The organism is Lactococcus sp. KTH0-1S (genome assembly GCF_052544945.1).
The window spans coordinates 1,340,268-1,355,787 of sequence record NZ_CP195165.1 but is presented as its reverse complement, the minus strand read 5'-3'; the positions used below and the strand labels follow the sequence as shown (position 1 = coordinate 1,355,787).

The 15,520-nt window shown below is 33.2% G+C and carries 10 protein-coding genes; 8 read left to right on the top strand and 2 right to left on the bottom strand.

Going from position 1 to position 15,520, the window contains the following annotated elements; genetic code table 11:
* Nucleotides 1–131: 131 nt before the first annotated feature.
* Nucleotides 132–947, bottom strand: coding sequence for a putative RNA methyltransferase (locus ACRYLU_RS06600; protein ID WP_256294082.1), 816 nt, complete (start codon nt 945–947; stop codon nt 132–134).
* Nucleotides 948–986: 39 nt separating this feature from the next.
* Entirely contained in the window at nt 987–2,609 is a 1,623-nt protein-coding gene (locus ACRYLU_RS06595; protein ID WP_260310381.1) for an Rqc2 family fibronectin-binding protein, read from the bottom strand.
* Between the two features lie 307 nt (nt 2,610–2,916).
* Here ACRYLU_RS06595 and ACRYLU_RS06590 point away from each other — a divergent pair, with 307 nt between their 5' ends.
* The 8 genes from ACRYLU_RS06590 (at nt 2,917) to ACRYLU_RS06555 (ending at nt 15,520) form a co-directional block, all read left to right on the top strand.
* On the top strand, nt 2,917–3,360 hold the full coding sequence (locus tag ACRYLU_RS06590; protein WP_038600633.1) for a hypothetical protein: 444 nt from the start codon (nt 2,917–2,919) through the stop codon (nt 3,358–3,360).
* A 702-nt stretch (nt 3,361–4,062) separates the two neighbouring features.
* On the top strand, nt 4,063–4,227 hold the full coding sequence (locus ACRYLU_RS06585) for a hypothetical protein (RefSeq protein WP_003131055.1): 165 nt from the start codon (nt 4,063–4,065) through the stop codon (nt 4,225–4,227).
* Nucleotides 4,228–4,410: 183 nt separating this feature from the next.
* Nucleotides 4,411–4,830: a Spx/MgsR family RNA polymerase-binding regulatory protein gene (locus ACRYLU_RS06580; RefSeq protein WP_058205252.1), complete on the top strand. Its 420-nt coding sequence runs from the start codon at nt 4,411–4,413 to the stop codon at nt 4,828–4,830.
* Between the two features lie 196 nt (nt 4,831–5,026).
* The gene (locus tag ACRYLU_RS06575; protein ID WP_260310380.1) at nt 5,027–5,965 is read left to right on the top strand and encodes a 2-dehydropantoate 2-reductase; all 939 of its coding nucleotides are present in this window, start codon (nt 5,027–5,029) and stop codon (nt 5,963–5,965) included.
* A 151-nt stretch (nt 5,966–6,116) separates the two neighbouring features.
* Complete coding sequence (locus tag ACRYLU_RS06570; RefSeq protein ID WP_058205250.1) at nt 6,117–7,289, top strand: metallophosphoesterase family protein; 1,173 nt, start codon at nt 6,117–6,119, stop codon at nt 7,287–7,289.
* Nucleotides 7,290–7,291: 2 nt separating this feature from the next.
* The gene (locus ACRYLU_RS06565; protein ID WP_260310379.1) at nt 7,292–10,432 is read left to right on the top strand and encodes an SbcC/MukB-like Walker B domain-containing protein; all 3,141 of its coding nucleotides are present in this window, start codon (nt 7,292–7,294) and stop codon (nt 10,430–10,432) included.
* Between the two features lie 127 nt (nt 10,433–10,559).
* Complete coding sequence (locus tag ACRYLU_RS06560; RefSeq protein WP_033899013.1) at nt 10,560–10,787, top strand: DUF4176 domain-containing protein; 228 nt, start codon at nt 10,560–10,562, stop codon at nt 10,785–10,787.
* 476 nt (nt 10,788–11,263) lie between these two features.
* Nucleotides 11,264–15,520, top strand: a complete 4,257-nt coding sequence (locus ACRYLU_RS06555; RefSeq protein WP_445080795.1) for a bacterial Ig-like domain-containing protein — start codon at nt 11,264–11,266, stop codon at nt 15,518–15,520.

The following is a 15,520-nucleotide window of genomic DNA, read 5'->3' as shown; positions in this document are numbered from 1 at the left end:
TACAAATTTAATTATATCAAATTTGTCCAATTTATGAAAGCCCCGTCATTCCAATAATGAGAGTGTTTTTCCTAATAATTGGTTTTTAAAAATCCTTGGTTAAAATACAGTTATTTTTCAGTTAAAAAGATTTATTTTTGTCGCTTTAATAAATCAATTTCAATACTGATTGTTACTTCCAAGGATTCAAATTTCTTTAAATTTTCAATTCCTTCTGGTTTGATTTTCCAATAATGTGGTGTCATCAATAGCAGACTTAATAAATCCTCGATAGATTGGATGGTAACATTATATGAAAAATTTTCTTGTTCAACGGAAAAACCGGGAAAAGATTTGATAGAAGAAGTTTTTATTTTTTCATGAATTTCAGGATAAATAATATTTTTTAATTCGATAAGATGATTGTTTGCGGCTCTGACAATAATAATATTTCCGTCGTCAGTAAGGATTCGGTCGATTTCTGGAACAGAGTATTCGGCAAACATTGATAAAACGGTACTGACAGATTTTTCTTTGAAAGGAAGTTTGGCAAAATTAGCGACTAACCAATGAATCATTGGATTTTTTTTAGCTGCCATGCGAATTCCTAATTTAGAAATATCCATTCCATAGAAATTAGAAGCTCCCGGAGCAATTTCTTTTTGGAAGCGTGAAAGGTAGTAGCCCTCGCCGCAACCAATATCAAGGATAGCTTGGTCAATTGAATGAGATTTTTTAAGTCTTTGATTAACTCTATCTGATAGTTTTTCATAATAGCCTTTGGCGAGAAAGTCGCGTCTGGCTGCCATCATTTCTTTTGAGTCGCCAGAAGTTTTTTTAGCATTTAAAAGAAGGTTGAGGTAACCTTCCTTAGCTAAATCAAAAGTATGGTTATTTTCACACTTATAAGTATTTTGTTCCTTTATGAGCAAGTGGCTGCATACAGGGCAGCTGATGATTTCAGACATTTGTTCTCCAATATAAAAATTAAGTTTTATCAGTAAAATTTACTTACCAATTTTGCGAGATTTAATGACAGATTCGTCAGGAGTCACTCGAATCGTTTTTTCACGGTCGTAAGTAACGAACCCTGGAGCTGTTCCTGTTGGTTTGTGTAATTTTTTTACATCTAAAACATCCACTTGGACAAGGTTGGAATAGCGTGCTTTGCTGAAATAGGCTGCTAATTCCCCAGCAAAAGTAATTGTTTCATCAGATGGATTTGTATTTCCTGTAATCAAAACATGGCTTCCCGGAATATCCTTAACGTGAAACCAAAGATCGCCACGGCGTGAAAGTTTGAAACTGACTTGTTCATTTTGTAAGTTATTTTTACCTACTAAAATAATTGTTCCATCTTCAGCTTGGTATTTTTCTGGTGGGAGCATTTTTTGCTTTTTATTACGATATTTTTGCTTAATATAGCCTGTTTGAATTAATTCTTCACGAATATCAGCAATTTCAGCCACGTCAGCATTTTCAAGATTTGATTCAACAGATTCTAAATAATGTATCGTTTCCTTGGTCTTGGCAATTTGCTCTCCTAAAAATTTGACGGCTTGTTTCAATTTTTGATAACGATGGAAATAACGTTGAGCGTTTTGAACAGGACTTAAAGCTGGATTTAGAGCAATTTCAATTGGTTCATTAGTATAGTAATTTTCCAAAGTTACATTTGATTTATCATTAGGAACTTGATTTAAAAATGTATTAAGCAGTTCACCTTTTTGACGGAAAATTTCAGCGTTGTCAGTCGCAAGTAATTCTCGTTCTTGTTTTTTTAATTTATCACGATTTTTCTTCAGTTCATTTTGAATTTTTTTAATGACAGAAGCAGCAACCTGTTTAACACGGTCACGTTCGGCCTTATCCGCATAATAAGTATCAAGCATTTCAGAGAGACTGTCAAAACTTACAAATTCGTCAGCAAGTTTGATACTGGAAAAAGTATCGTTAGGATAAATTGATGGAGTGACTGTCAGTAATTTTTCTTTGAATTCTTTTACTGACAGACCTGTCAACGCATTTTTAGAATCACGTCCGATTCCTTGTAATTTTTGTTGTAATTGTTCAGTTTGTAAAGCTTCAAAAATTTCTTCGTCAGTAGCTTTGAAAGGGTCAATAGCAGTATTTAAAGGTGGTGCAATATAAGTTGAACCTGGTAGAATTGTGCGATATTGATTCTGTGAAAAGCCAATATGTTTAATGGATTCAATAATTTTTTGCGAGGTTTTTTCTAGTAAAATAATATTACTATGTTTACCCATAATTTCTGTAATCAAAGCAATTTTTAAACTGTCACCAATTTCATCTTTGGTTGAAATATGGAAAATAATCTGACGATCATTGCCCACTTGTTCAATTTGTTCAATAAAAGCGCCCGCCAAATATTTGCGTAAAATCATCACAAAATTATTTGGATTTTGTGGATTTTGAAAATCAGTTTTGGTCAGCTGAACACGACCAAAAACAGGGTGGGCTGAGAGTAAAATTTTATGAGATTTACCAGCTGACCGAACTGTTAGAACAAGTTCTTGGTCAAAAGGTTGATTAATTTTTTGAATACGTCCACCAACCAACGGTTGAAGTTCAGCCGTCATGTGGTGTAAAAAAATACCATCAAAGGACATTAAGTGCCTCTTTCGTTTTATAATTCTTATAAGCAGTTTTCACTGTTAATTAGGGAGTGATTATATCTTTTCAATTTATTGACAAACCTGTCAGTAAATATGATGAGTTTTATAATTATTTCTATGCCAATTTTACCAAAAAAAAAATAATTTTTCTTCTATTATTGAAGAAGGGCTAGTATTTCTTTAAAAAATTTTGAAAAAACTTTGGATAAGTGATAAAGTAACTTTTATCAGTAAAAAATGTTAAAATAAAATAGAAATAAGTTCAGGAAAATTAGTAAATTAGAAAATATAGGATAATTAAATGAATAAAATTGTCGGCATAGTTGAGCGTATTCTACGGATTGTCATGTTTGTCGTTGCTGTAGCAATGCTTGGAGGAGCTCTCTTTTTAATAGGTATTCATCAAACGAATAAAAACTTAGAAAAGACAGCTGTTTCAGGACAAATTGTATATGGAACAGAGGTTAAAGCCATTCATGAAGTGTCATATGTTTTTGAAGGAAAAGAGTATCAAAAGCGGCCTTTAGATGTTTATTTTCGAAAATTAGGAAACGCCGGTGAAAAGATTAAAGTATATGTGGTTGAAGACCATCCTACTCGTATTTTTATTTCAAAGACTGGGCGACCGCTCATCGATTCGGCAGGACTGATTGGAGGTTGGAGCTTGGTTTTATTGCTAATTTTATTTGGAGAACATCAACTTTTACGAAGAATGAAAATGTTAGAAGAAAGTTCCGAGAAATAAATAAAATACAAAATAAAATCAACTAAAATAAAAATACAAAAATAAAGAATGCTATCATTAGTATTTTTTTATTTTGAAATGGAAACTATAGCATCAAACTTCCGATGGAGATTAAATCGAGGACCTAACTTTCAGGTATCACAACTGATACTTCGGGAAATGTAAGTGATCCAACAAACTTTATTATTCCGGTCTTGACTTCTAGAATGACAATAGGTAATACTGGGAATAATATGGAAGTAAGTGTTTTTCAAGTGGTAAATTACCAGTAACAAATGATGCAAATACTGGCTGGCTTGGTGTAATTGGAACAGTCATTTAATCTCTGCTTGGTAGTCTTTTGTTCTGGCGTAAGAATAAAAAGAAGGATGAAAGCTAACATCAATAAAATTTTTCAAACAAATAATTAGTTAAAGTTTATAAAATACGATAGAATAAAAGAGTCGAGGCACATCCAACCTTGACATCTCTGAAATTCTTTTCAAATTACAAACATTGAGCCAGTTCATTCGACTGGCTTTTTTGTTTAATGGGGTATTCAAATTATCTATATCAAAAAGTAAACTTTTTTCTTCATAAAATGTTATTTTTTTGGTATAATTACGTTAAGAGAATGAAATGATTCTCTGTATCCTTTAGATTTTTTTAAGCTATATAGTAGTTTTAGAGATGACCTGTTCGGTTAATCAACTAAGAGCACTAATGGGAGGAAATCAATTGTCTAAAAAAATATCAGTAAAAGTGGTCAAAAATAGTAAACAACAAACAGAGAGAAATACTCTGCTTGCAGACACCTTTGAAAATCGATGGTTCCAAAACGAATGGAAGCATAAATTTAAGACATTAACTTCTGGGGGGAGAAAATAAGTATTAAACAAAAGCCATCAAAATGATGGCTTTTATTATTTAATAGGGTATGCATACAAACTTTAGTTAAATAACAAAAAAATTAAATAAAAATAATATATATTGACAAAAAATTAAATATTTAATATAATATATTTATAAATGAGAAAAAAATAACAAAAAAACAAAAAAGGAAATTATGCCATGATTAAATTATTTTCTTCGACAAACTGTAGCTCAAGTAAAAAAATGAAACAATGGTTAATTACAAACAAATTAGAATTTGAGGAAATAAGTATCTTAGAAAATACTTTATTAAAAAAAGATATTTTAAGAATACTCTCATTAACGGAAAATGGAGTTGAGGAAATTATTTCTAAAAGAAGTAGTGCTTATAAAAAACTATCAAAAACCATTGATTTTGATGCGCTCACTCTAAATTCACTCGTAGAGCTAATTGTTCAGAATCAAAAATTACTGCGTCGTCCACTTGTGGTGGATGAACATCGGTTGCAAGTAGGCTATAACGAAGATGATATTCGTAAATTTCTTCCACGAAAAGTTAGGCAGCTTGGCCTGATGACCGCTATTGAAAATGTTCGAATTTGGGATCAGGCAAAATAAGAATATCTAGTGAGGGTTTGTTGGATTTTCTGAATATCTCTATCTTATTTTTTAAAAGTTAATTTTTGATTTTTGACTAATAAAAAGCTACAATTTTAACTATAAATAATTTGTTATCTATAAATTACTATAACTGAACTCGTTTAAAATAGCGAATTCAGTTATTTTATGGAAAATATGTAGATTGAGAGAAAAAATGAGAATTACAATTGCCGGTGCAGGAGCGATGGGGAGTCGCTTTGGTTTAATGCTTCATAAAGGTGGCAATGAAGTAACCCTTATAGATGGATGGCCTGAACACGTTAAAGCGATTAAAGAGCATGGTTTGCATGCTAATTACAACGGAGAAGAACTGACCGCACATCTATCGGTTGAGTTACAATCTGAGATTTCTTCTAAAGAAAAAACAGATTTAATTATTTTGTTTACAAAAGCCATGCAATTAGATAAGATGCTACAAGATATTAAACCGTTAATTGACGAGCATACCAAGGTACTTTGCTTACTAAATGGAATTGGCCACGAAGATACTATTGAAAAATATGTTTCGAAAAATAATATATTTATTGGTAATACTATGTGGACTGCTGGATTAGAAGGTCCAGGTAAAGCTAAATTATTTGGTAATGGTTCGGTTGAGCTGCAAAATCTTATTTCAGGTGAGGAAGAAACGGCTAAAAAGTTAGCAGAAATATTATCAGAATCGAAACTGAATGCTAAATATTCTAACAATATTCATTATTCTATTTATAGAAAAGCTTGTGTTAATGGAACAATGAATGGACTTTGTACTATTTTAGACACTAATATGGCCGGATTAGGTAAAACAAAACCAGCACATGATATGGTTGTTACTATTGTTAATGAATTTTCAGCAGTAGCAAAATTTGAGAATGTAAACCTTGATGTTGCTGAAGTAGTTCAGCATGTTGAAACCTGTTTTGATCGTGACACAATTGGATTACATTACCCTTCCATGTATCAGGATTTGATTAAAAATAATCGATTGACAGAGATTGACTATATTAATGGTGCTGTTTCACGTAAAGGTAAAAAATATAAGGTAGCCACACCTTATTGTGATTTTTTAACACAATTAGTTCACAGCAAAGAAGAGTTATTAAAAGCAAAATAATAAATAATTGGATTCATTGAAATACTAGTGTTAATGCTAGTATTTTTGTTTTATCAGATATTCTATCAATGAATGATATAAAACTATTTGATAATGTTATAATGAAAGATGAATATTACAAGGATTAAGATTATTTTTGGGGGATAGAGATATGAAATTTTTACACACATCAGACTGGCATATTGGAAGAACACTCAATGGTTTTTCTTTATTGGAAGAACAAAAATATGCATTTGAGCAAATTTTATCTTTGGCAAAACAAAATCAAGTTGATGGAATTATCATTGCTGGAGATCTTTATGACCGAACAGTTCCGAGTGCAGAATCAGTTATAACATTCAATCAGATGCTGAGAGAGATGAATATTATAGAAAAGTTTCCTATTTATATGATTTCAGGGAATCATGATGGAGCCAAAAGACTAAGTTACGCTAAGGACTGGTTGGATTTTAATAATTTACATCTACGAACATCTCTTGAGGAAGCCTTTATTCCAGTGGAAACAAAAGAAACTCAGATTTTTTTACTCCCCTTTTTTGACCCAATGGATGCAAGAATATATTTTTCGAATCAGGGATTAGATGAAGAAGACACAAAGCAAATTAAGACAATTGATGATGCGATGACGTTGGTAATTTCTAAGATGAAAAGTCAGTTCAATAATAAGAAAAATCAGGTTTTAGTCACTCATTTTGCGGTGAGTCCTCATAAAGAAGAAATTGATTTAACAAGTGAAACCCCATCTAAAGTAGGTGGATTATCGACCTTAAATGTTTCACAATTTTCAGATTTTGATTATGTTGCGTTAGGTCATATTCATACTAGGTTAGCTTCCCCAAGTGATAAAGTACAGTATTCGGGGAGTCCAGTAAAATTTAATACCAAAGAAGCGTCAACGCAAAAAGGAATCTTTGTTGTTGAAATTAAAGAAAAAATGCTCAACTCTAACTTTCTTCCATTACAAGTAAAAACAGATTTAGTAGTTCTTGAAGAAGAATGGGAGCAACTCATAAACCGTGATTTTTATGAAAAGCAACCACTAAATAAATCTTGGTTTGCGATTACAATTAAAAATTTTGATCGGACGAAACTCGTGGGACAAAATTTACGTGCCCAACTCCAAAAGATTTATGGAACAATTATAGAACTTGACTATCAATTTGAAAAAAAACAATTAAAAAGAAGTAGGAGTCAAGATATTGAAACGTTAGATAATGTGGAAATTCTTTCTAGTTTTTATAAATTTACTACAGGGGAAACGCTAGATGATGTACAAACAGCAATCATCGAAAGTACATTTAATGAATTAGAAGGAGAAAAATAAAAATGAAGCCTATATATTTGGAAATGAATTATTTTGGCCCCCATGAGAATTCTGTCGTAGATTTTCGACTGCTAGATGAATCTCCTATATTTCTAATTAGTGGGGACACAGGCGCTGGAAAATCCACGATATTTGACGCGATGACATATGCGTTGTTTGGAACAACAACGGGTGATAGAGATGCCAAAGAAATGAGAAGTCAGTTTGCAACAGCTGATGATAGGACAAGCGTGACTTTTTATTTTGAACAAGGAAATCTTTTATACAGAATTGAAAGAAGTCCTGAACAAAAACTCTCAAAGAAACGAGGCAGTGGATCAACTCTTCAAAAATCAACAGCGAAATTAGCTATTGTAGATAGAGTAAAAGGGATTGAGAAAAATAATATTGCAATAAATCCTAAAAACGTTGGAGAAGAAATCACTCGTCTTTTACATCTGAATGCCGAACAATTTAAAAAAATAATTCTTCTACCACAAAATGACTTTTCGAGATTTTTGAAGTCTTCTACTCCAGATAAAGAGGCAATATTAAAAAGAATATTTGGCACCTATATTTTTACATCTTTTAGCAATGAGATAAAGGCTAAAAATTCAGAGATGAACGCGGTATATTTAGAACATGATCGAAAACAACAAAATTTATATGAGTCATCAATTTGGAACCCTTTTGAGTTAAAAGAACTAGAAGATGCAGCTGAACAAGAAAAACTGGATCTAGTCACGTCTCTATGGAAGGATCGTGTTGCGAGAAAAAATGAGATAGAAGGTCAAACTTTTGAACAAGAAGAAAAAGTAACTTCGCTAGAAATAGCTTATAAATCCGCGTTGGAATTAGAAAATCAGTTTAAAAATCTAAATAATTTAGAAAAAGATTACCAGCAGAATATTATTGAAAAGTCAGCTATTTTTGAAGAAAATTCCGAATATTTAAAAAAATTGAAATGGGCCTCCCCCTTAAAAGAAAGTATTCATGAATTAGAACAAGATATAAAACAGTCAAAAAGCTTGAAAAGTAATATTGCTGGGGTAATTTCTGAAAAAGCAAAAGATGAAATTCTTTTGAAAAAATTAACAAAAGAAAAAGAGGACTTAAATAAACAGCAAGAAAATATTAATGAGAATAAAAAAAAAGCAGAAAAAATATTTGTCCAGATTCAGCTATCACTTCAGGTAGAAAGAAAGCAATCAAAGGTAGAGGAATTAAAGTTAGAGCAAGCTGATAATCTCACACTACTAGAAAGTTTTAAAGCTAACTTGGGACAAGCAGCCAAAAATATTTCAACTCTTCAAAATGATGTTATTTCTGATGATTACTTTATTAATAAAAGAGAAGAGAGAAATCAATTAGAAGTGACATTTCGTGGGAAATTAATTCCGACCTTTCAGAAAGTGAAACATTCAAAAGATGATATTGTTAGGTTAGAATTAAAATTAAAAGAAAACACAATAGCGCTTTCTGAAAATAAGGACAATCTAGAAAAGGCTAAATTTGCTTATAATGAAAAATTAAAAGGTAGAAGGCGCTTGATGATCGCACAGTTGCAATCTGAGTTGCAAGAAGGCGAAGCATGTCCCGTGTGTGGTGCATTAGAACATCCGTTTACAGAAACTATTGAAGAAAGCTCTTATAAAGAACTTGGAAATTTATTGAAAGAGATTGATGAATCACAAAAGAAACAAACAGTCCTCTTGGAGAAAGATAAACAATTACAACAATTAAAGAGTGAACTTAAAACTAGTCTTGATTTGAAAAAAATAGAGGCAGATGAGTTTGAAAAAGAACTTTCAATTCTTTATAGTGAATTTATTGCTGATTATTCACAAATATTTCCGGATTCCTTTGATGAAGTATCTATTGAGGAAAGTCTTTTAAATTTAACGAAATCGTTAGAGTTGGAAGAGGTAAAAAATGATGAAATAAAAGCAAAGCTTGCTGATTTGGAGTCAAAAAAACTTGAATTACAGGAAAAGGTGAAAGACTTTGAATATAGTACTCAAGAGTTTAATAGACAGATAGAAAATTTAATCGCCGAAATAACAGAGATAGGGATTATTGAAACAAGTTATAATTTGATAAGGAAGCGAGATAAGCTAATAGAAGAAACTGATTTATTTGAAAAAAATCTGTCAGAACTAATGGCCCAACTTACGGATATTAAAATAAAAATTTCTTCACAAACGGCCAGCTTAAATTCATTGGAAAGTCAAGAAGCAACATTACTTGAAAGGATAAGCACCAATAAAGAAAAAATAAAAGAAAAATTTTCTGAGCAAGAGGCATTCACGACAGAATTTCAAGTATTAAAAGAGTGGGCTTATGATGATGATTTAATCCAGATTTCCCAAGAAGTCGAACAGTATAAAGCAGATAAAGCAAGATTGAAAGTCGAAATTAAAAATATTCAACAAATAATTCAAAATAAAAAGCGACCAATTCTTGCATTGATTGAAGAAGAAAAGAAACAGACAAATGAAAACTATGTTTTTTTGCAAAAAAAATTGGTATCTGCTGAAAATGAAGTAGAGCAAGCGAAGTTGATTCTTAGTGAATTAAAAAAAGTCATAAAAGAACAAGATAAGGATGCTAGCAAAAAAGCTGCAATTACTAAGCTTTATAATGCAATTTCAGGTAGAGCTTCCGAAGATAAACTAAGGCTTGAAACATATGTGGTCCAAAATTATTTAGAAAAAATTCTTGATTATGCTAACCTTCATTTTATTAATCAGTTGTCAAACAATAGATATCGATTTGAACTTGCTAGCGAAGGAAATAATCGACGAATGGATCATGGCTTAGATATTAATATTTATGATAATGAAACAGGGGCGGCTCGTTCAGCTGATACCTTATCGGGTGGAGAAACATTTATAGCTGCATTGTCAATTGCCTTGGCTTTAAGTGAAGTAGTTCAAAATACAGCTAATGGTGTCCAAATAGAGGCACTATTTATTGATGAAGGATTTGGTTCTCTTGATCAAGAAACATTACAAAAAGCAATGCAAGCTCTTGAACGAATTGGTGAAAATAGATTAGTTGGAGTAATTAGCCATGTAGAGGAAATGAAAGCAACTATTGGACAACAAATTATCATAAATAAAATGGGGGATGGTAGAAGTAATATTAAACCTGTCATTAAATAATTTTTTTATGCTAACTAAAAATGATGTAATATTTCTATTTCAGTTGTAGCTTTGTGTTCAAGTAAATGTTATAATTACTCTAAGGTATAAGAGTTATAGGAAGAAGCAATAAGGGAAATTGTAAATTATGAGGGAGTTAAAGGATTTTCTGCCACTTGGGAGTGTAGTTTTACTTGCTGGGGGAAGTGAAAAATTGATGATCATTGGTTATAAGCAAGTAGGGTTAGATTCAAATAGTGAGCTGGACTATTCAGCAATAGTAATACCAGAAGGATATAAAAATCTCAAATCGATTCGTTATTTTAATCAAGAAGAAGTTGTTTATATTTTTCAAATGGGTTTTTTAGATAATTAATTGAAAAGATTATGGAGTTAGTTCTATGAAAAGGCAGGAGGTTTTATATCTTTTGCTTTTTTCATTGTCTACAATTACTGTTGATGGCAAAAAATAAGAATTTTTGTATGTCGAAATCTTTTTATTTCGCTTTAAAAAAAATACAACAAGTACTATTGGATTCTTAATGAAAGAAAATAATTTGTTTATAGCAACTATTAGGTTGATATTAGGCTGTTACTCGATTTTTTAATAATTATGAATAATTATACATTATAGAAAGTGGGGTTTTTTGATGAATAGAAACTATTTGTCTATAGTGTAATCTATATATAAATGTTTATAATAGAAGGTTTTTGTCTTGAAAAAATATCAAAAAAGGAAACTATTTATAAAAGTGAATCATGAATAATACTTCCAAAGACTTGAATTATTATTAATTTAAATGTATTATGTTATTGTGAAACAATTTTATTTTAAACGAAAAGGAATAAACTATGGAGAAACTTAAGAAAGAAAATCTCAAAGAAGTAAACACTCAATTTCGTACTTGGAAATCTGGTAAAACTTGGCTTTATAGTTCTGCAGTTATTGCATTTATATTAGTAGGTGCTTTAGGAACTGAACTAGACGTACATGCAGATGGACAAGTTCTTAGTTCAGCGGGTGCTACTGGGACGGAAAATACCGCAACCGGAGGTTTAGGATCTAATGCCACCGCAGGCGCTGATAATGCCTCATATGCTAATTCATTGCAAAGTTCAATCACTTCTTCAAATATGGTGGTTGCAAGTAGTGTAGCAGCTACCTCAAGTGTGGCTAGTTCTACAACTGTAACGAGTACGAGTAACGTTGTTTTAAGACAAGATGGAACTTCAGTCATTTCAAACACTTTAGGCTCTACTGCAGCTCCAACAGGACTTCCAGAAACTAAAAATACAACTAATACTGACGGAACTTATAGTGTTAATAGTTCTGTTAACAGAGTTGATTCCTCAGCCTCACCAGCTTTAGGAGTTACAAATAGCACAGCTTTGAATAATAATGGGGCAGTACAAGCTGGTAGTAGTGCAAACTCTTCAACATCATTTGATATTAAGCAAACTCAAATAATACCTTCAGGAGAACCAGCTAATGATATTCTGTCTGGGGGAAATTATTCATGGACAGTTGAAGCCCCTTCTGATTTAGTAGAGGCTGGTCTATCAGTAGCAGATACCAAAGTAATTTATGTAGCAAATCAGGAATCGACAGCTAATTTACAACGGACTACAACAACTCTCGCTGTAAAAAATAATGCAACGGCACAAACAATTGGTGGTTCTTATCAAATAATAAATGAAGGAGCTCAAAGTTACTATCCGAACGATGTGGTGGGAAGTGAAGGGTTTGTTCAATCAACTTCTACAACTGCAAAAAATTCTGCTATTGCATCCTCAATTGCTGATTTGTCAAAAACTACTAGTTCTATGGCGATTGATTATGCTTCATTGTCTGCCGCAGAATCACAAGCAATTGCAGCGGGTGGATTTAATGCAAGTGCAGCTTCTTTACTTACACAGATGACGAATCTATTGACTAGTATTACTGCAAATAGTACAGCCATTGCTTCAATGCAAAATATGATGAGCGCAGAAGAAACTGGCTATATCGTCACTTCAGCAGCAAGTACTGCAATGGTTAGCATTCAATATACTGCTGACTCAAGTACGACAGAAGCTTTAGCTAATACTCTTGGAGGTGCAGTAGGAAGTGTGGCTTCCCTTGTAAATGATATAGCTGCAGGTGCAGGCTCTGCTTGGGTTTCAACTACTGATACAATCAATCAAATTTTGAATGGTAACTTAGCTTCCTCTCTTGCAACATATTTTACTGGTGCTTTAGAGGCTGTTATTGATCCAGCTGTAAGTGTTCCAGACAACGTCCTTAAGTATGTTGGACTCTCAGCAACAGATTATGTGAATGGAATTATTTCAAGTTCAGTAACTACTATTCTTTCGCCTTTTAACCAGTTATCATTTAATTCTATTTTAAATGGCGGTCAACAACAACTTAATAATTTAATTACTACAGTTTTAGGTACTGAAATATCTATTCCAAATCCACTTACTGGAGGAGCACTTTTCTCTGGACCTACTATTGGTGAACTTTTAAAAATTAATCCTACTAGTTTTGAACAAGGAATTTATAATGTTGCTACTCAGATTCAGTCTATAACTACAGTTGCAGCGACAGCTTTACAACAGTATGGTAATAATGTTCAGTTTGCAATAAATTCTATTAATGAATCTGGAAAGGTATTGGCAAATGCTAGCTCCCCAACGAGCGGAATATTTACTGAAAATTATCTTGCACCAGTTGTTGATAACGGTGATGGTACCTTTACCGTTCAAGGAAGTGGTCATGGCTTTATTACAGCTGTAGCTAACTGGGCAACTAATCTTGTGACAAATTATACCCAATCAGTAGGTAATGAACTGGGAACGATTGTTACTCTACCAAGTTCGATTACAAATCTATTTGATGATTACTCAAGTAATACTTCTTATACAGGGCTTGCTATTGTAGATAACTTTTTGAATGGTATACTCAATACAACCACGGCAGCTTATAGTACCGCTTTAAAAGGATATAATTCTATTGTCCAAGGATTACAAGCAGATATTACAAATAGTTTAACAAGCGGAACTAATAGTATAGGGTATTCTTTAGGTCAAACTTTAGCAGGAATAGGCAATATTGCTAATTTATCAAATTCTGCTATTGCTGGTTCAATACAAGGAAATCTAAGCAGCCCACTTGATGCTATCCAATTTGGTATTGGTGTGATTGATGGTGTTCTCAGCCTTGGTGGGAATGTTGGTGCAAATGGTACAGGAACAGCTGCTATTCCTACAATAACAGCATCTGCAACTATGACAGTTGGGTTTACAGCACAAGACCCAAGCAGTCAGATTAGTCAAAACCTTGCATACGAAAACTATTATTATCAAGGTCAAAAAGCTGTTACAGGATCAAATCAGGATGGTATGTTTGTACCCGAAACGTTTGTAGTTAAACCAACTTTAAATGGAGCAACTACAACAATGGGGACTGCTGCAGCATCTACGCAAGGAGGGAATACTGCGGGAGTAAGTTTAAACAGCGCTCCTACACAGGCTGGTTATACAACAATTGTCTATCAAATGAACAATGAAAATATTAACCCTATAATTGCTCCAACTAGTGCTATAACAATTACGACCCAATCTCAAACCGTATTTGTTGGGGATCAATATTCTCCAGATGCTGGCTTCGTTTCTGCAATTATCACTGGAGGTAATAGTTTATCATTGGATGAACTCAGTGTATCTGGATACGTTAATACAAACTCAGTCGGAACTTATACAGTAGATTATAGTTACATTGATCCTATAACTGGTAAAATTTATAAATCATCTGCGCCAGTTTATGTTGCTTCTGGTAATCACCAACTTGCGGGAGTGTATTTACAAGGACAAATTTATGCGGATGGAAACCAACTAGCCTATGATTTTGTTCAAGTTGAAAATGATATGATGGACGCAAATACTTCTCAACCTACGGAAGGGACCCTTTATGACACCCATACAGGTAAAATTATTGCTACCGCCCATGGAAATATGGTAGTTGATAATATCGGTGCTGGTCATGTTGTTTTGACTTATAGCTTTGATGCTTCAAGTATTCCTGTGGGAGACATATTGACAAGTACAGTTACTTTTGCCGACCCAATTACTCTGCCCGGATCAGGAAGCTTGACGGTTGTTGCACCAAACAATTCAAATAGTTCTAGCTCGACAAGTAATAGCAGTAATGTTGCATCTAGTTCTAATAACAGTGCTGAAAGTTCTAGTGCAACTAATAATTCAAGTATGGCTAGTAGTTCCTCAAGTTCTATAAGTAGTTCAGCTGCAACAGGAGGTGTAACACTTCCTGGTGAAGGATCACTCACGGTTGTCCCTCCTACCGGAACAATAGATCCAGGAGTAACTGGTCCAACAGGTCCTGAGGGTAAAGAGCCAGATATTAGCATTGGAGAAAATGGTGATTGGTATATTGATGGAAAAGATACGGGAGTTTCAGCACAAGGGCCAGCAGGTGTAGCAGGTAAAGATGGTGCCGATGGTCAAAATGGAACAAATGGTAAAGACGGAGAAAGTCCAACACTTACAATTGGAAATAATGGAGATATCTTTATCAATGGAAAAGATACGGGAGTTTCAGCGCAAGGGCCAGCAGGTGTAGCAGGTAAAGATGGTGCTGATGGTCAAAATGGAACAAATGGTAAAGATGGAGAAAGTCCAACACTTACAATTGGAAATAATGGAGATATCTTTATCAATGGAAAAGATACGGGAGTTTCAGCGCAAGGGCCAGCAGGTGTAGCGGGTAAAGATGGTGCCAATGGTCAAAATGGTAAAGATGGAGTGAATACAGATGACACTCTTGGAAATAATATGAGCGTAAAAGTAATAGAAAAAGTACCATTTTCAAAAGTTGGGAACACTGCACTCTCTGTTCCTACAACATCAACTGGTAATAATTCAGCTCTTCGTAACAAGGTGAATGTTCTTAGTACGCCTATAGTATCGGAGCCGTTTGGAGCTTCACTTCCTACTACAGGCTCAGATGAATTAATGAGTTCAGAGTTGATGGCACTTGGCTTAGGTTTGCTTTCAGTATTGACAATTGGAGGAATTGCATGGAGAAAGAATAATTTGAAAGATAATTAA

What these genes read in the sequence shown, in the direction of transcription:
- ACRYLU_RS06570 (WP_058205250.1), top strand. Translation starts at nt 6,117, where the DNA reads ATGAAATTTTTACACACATCAGACTGGCATATTGGAAGAACACTCAAT.
- ACRYLU_RS06565 (WP_260310379.1), top strand. Translation starts at nt 7,292, where the DNA reads ATGAAGCCTATATATTTGGAAATGAATTATTTTGGCCCCCATGAGAAT.
- ACRYLU_RS06585 (WP_003131055.1), top strand. Translation starts at nt 4,063, where the DNA reads ATGGGAGGAAATCAATTGTCTAAAAAAATATCAGTAAAAGTGGTCAAA.
- ACRYLU_RS06600 (WP_256294082.1), bottom strand. Translation starts at nt 947, where the DNA reads ATGTCTGAAATCATCAGCTGCCCTGTATGCAGCCACTTGCTCATAAAG.
- ACRYLU_RS06560 (WP_033899013.1), top strand. Translation starts at nt 10,560, where the DNA reads ATGAGGGAGTTAAAGGATTTTCTGCCACTTGGGAGTGTAGTTTTACTT.
- ACRYLU_RS06595 (WP_260310381.1), bottom strand. Translation starts at nt 2,609, where the DNA reads ATGTCCTTTGATGGTATTTTTTTACACCACATGACGGCTGAACTTCAA.
- ACRYLU_RS06580 (WP_058205252.1), top strand. Translation starts at nt 4,411, where the DNA reads ATGATTAAATTATTTTCTTCGACAAACTGTAGCTCAAGTAAAAAAATG.
- ACRYLU_RS06575 (WP_260310380.1), top strand. Translation starts at nt 5,027, where the DNA reads ATGAGAATTACAATTGCCGGTGCAGGAGCGATGGGGAGTCGCTTTGGT.
- ACRYLU_RS06590 (WP_038600633.1), top strand. Translation starts at nt 2,917, where the DNA reads ATGAATAAAATTGTCGGCATAGTTGAGCGTATTCTACGGATTGTCATG.
- ACRYLU_RS06555 (WP_445080795.1), top strand. Translation starts at nt 11,264, where the DNA reads ATGGAGAAACTTAAGAAAGAAAATCTCAAAGAAGTAAACACTCAATTT.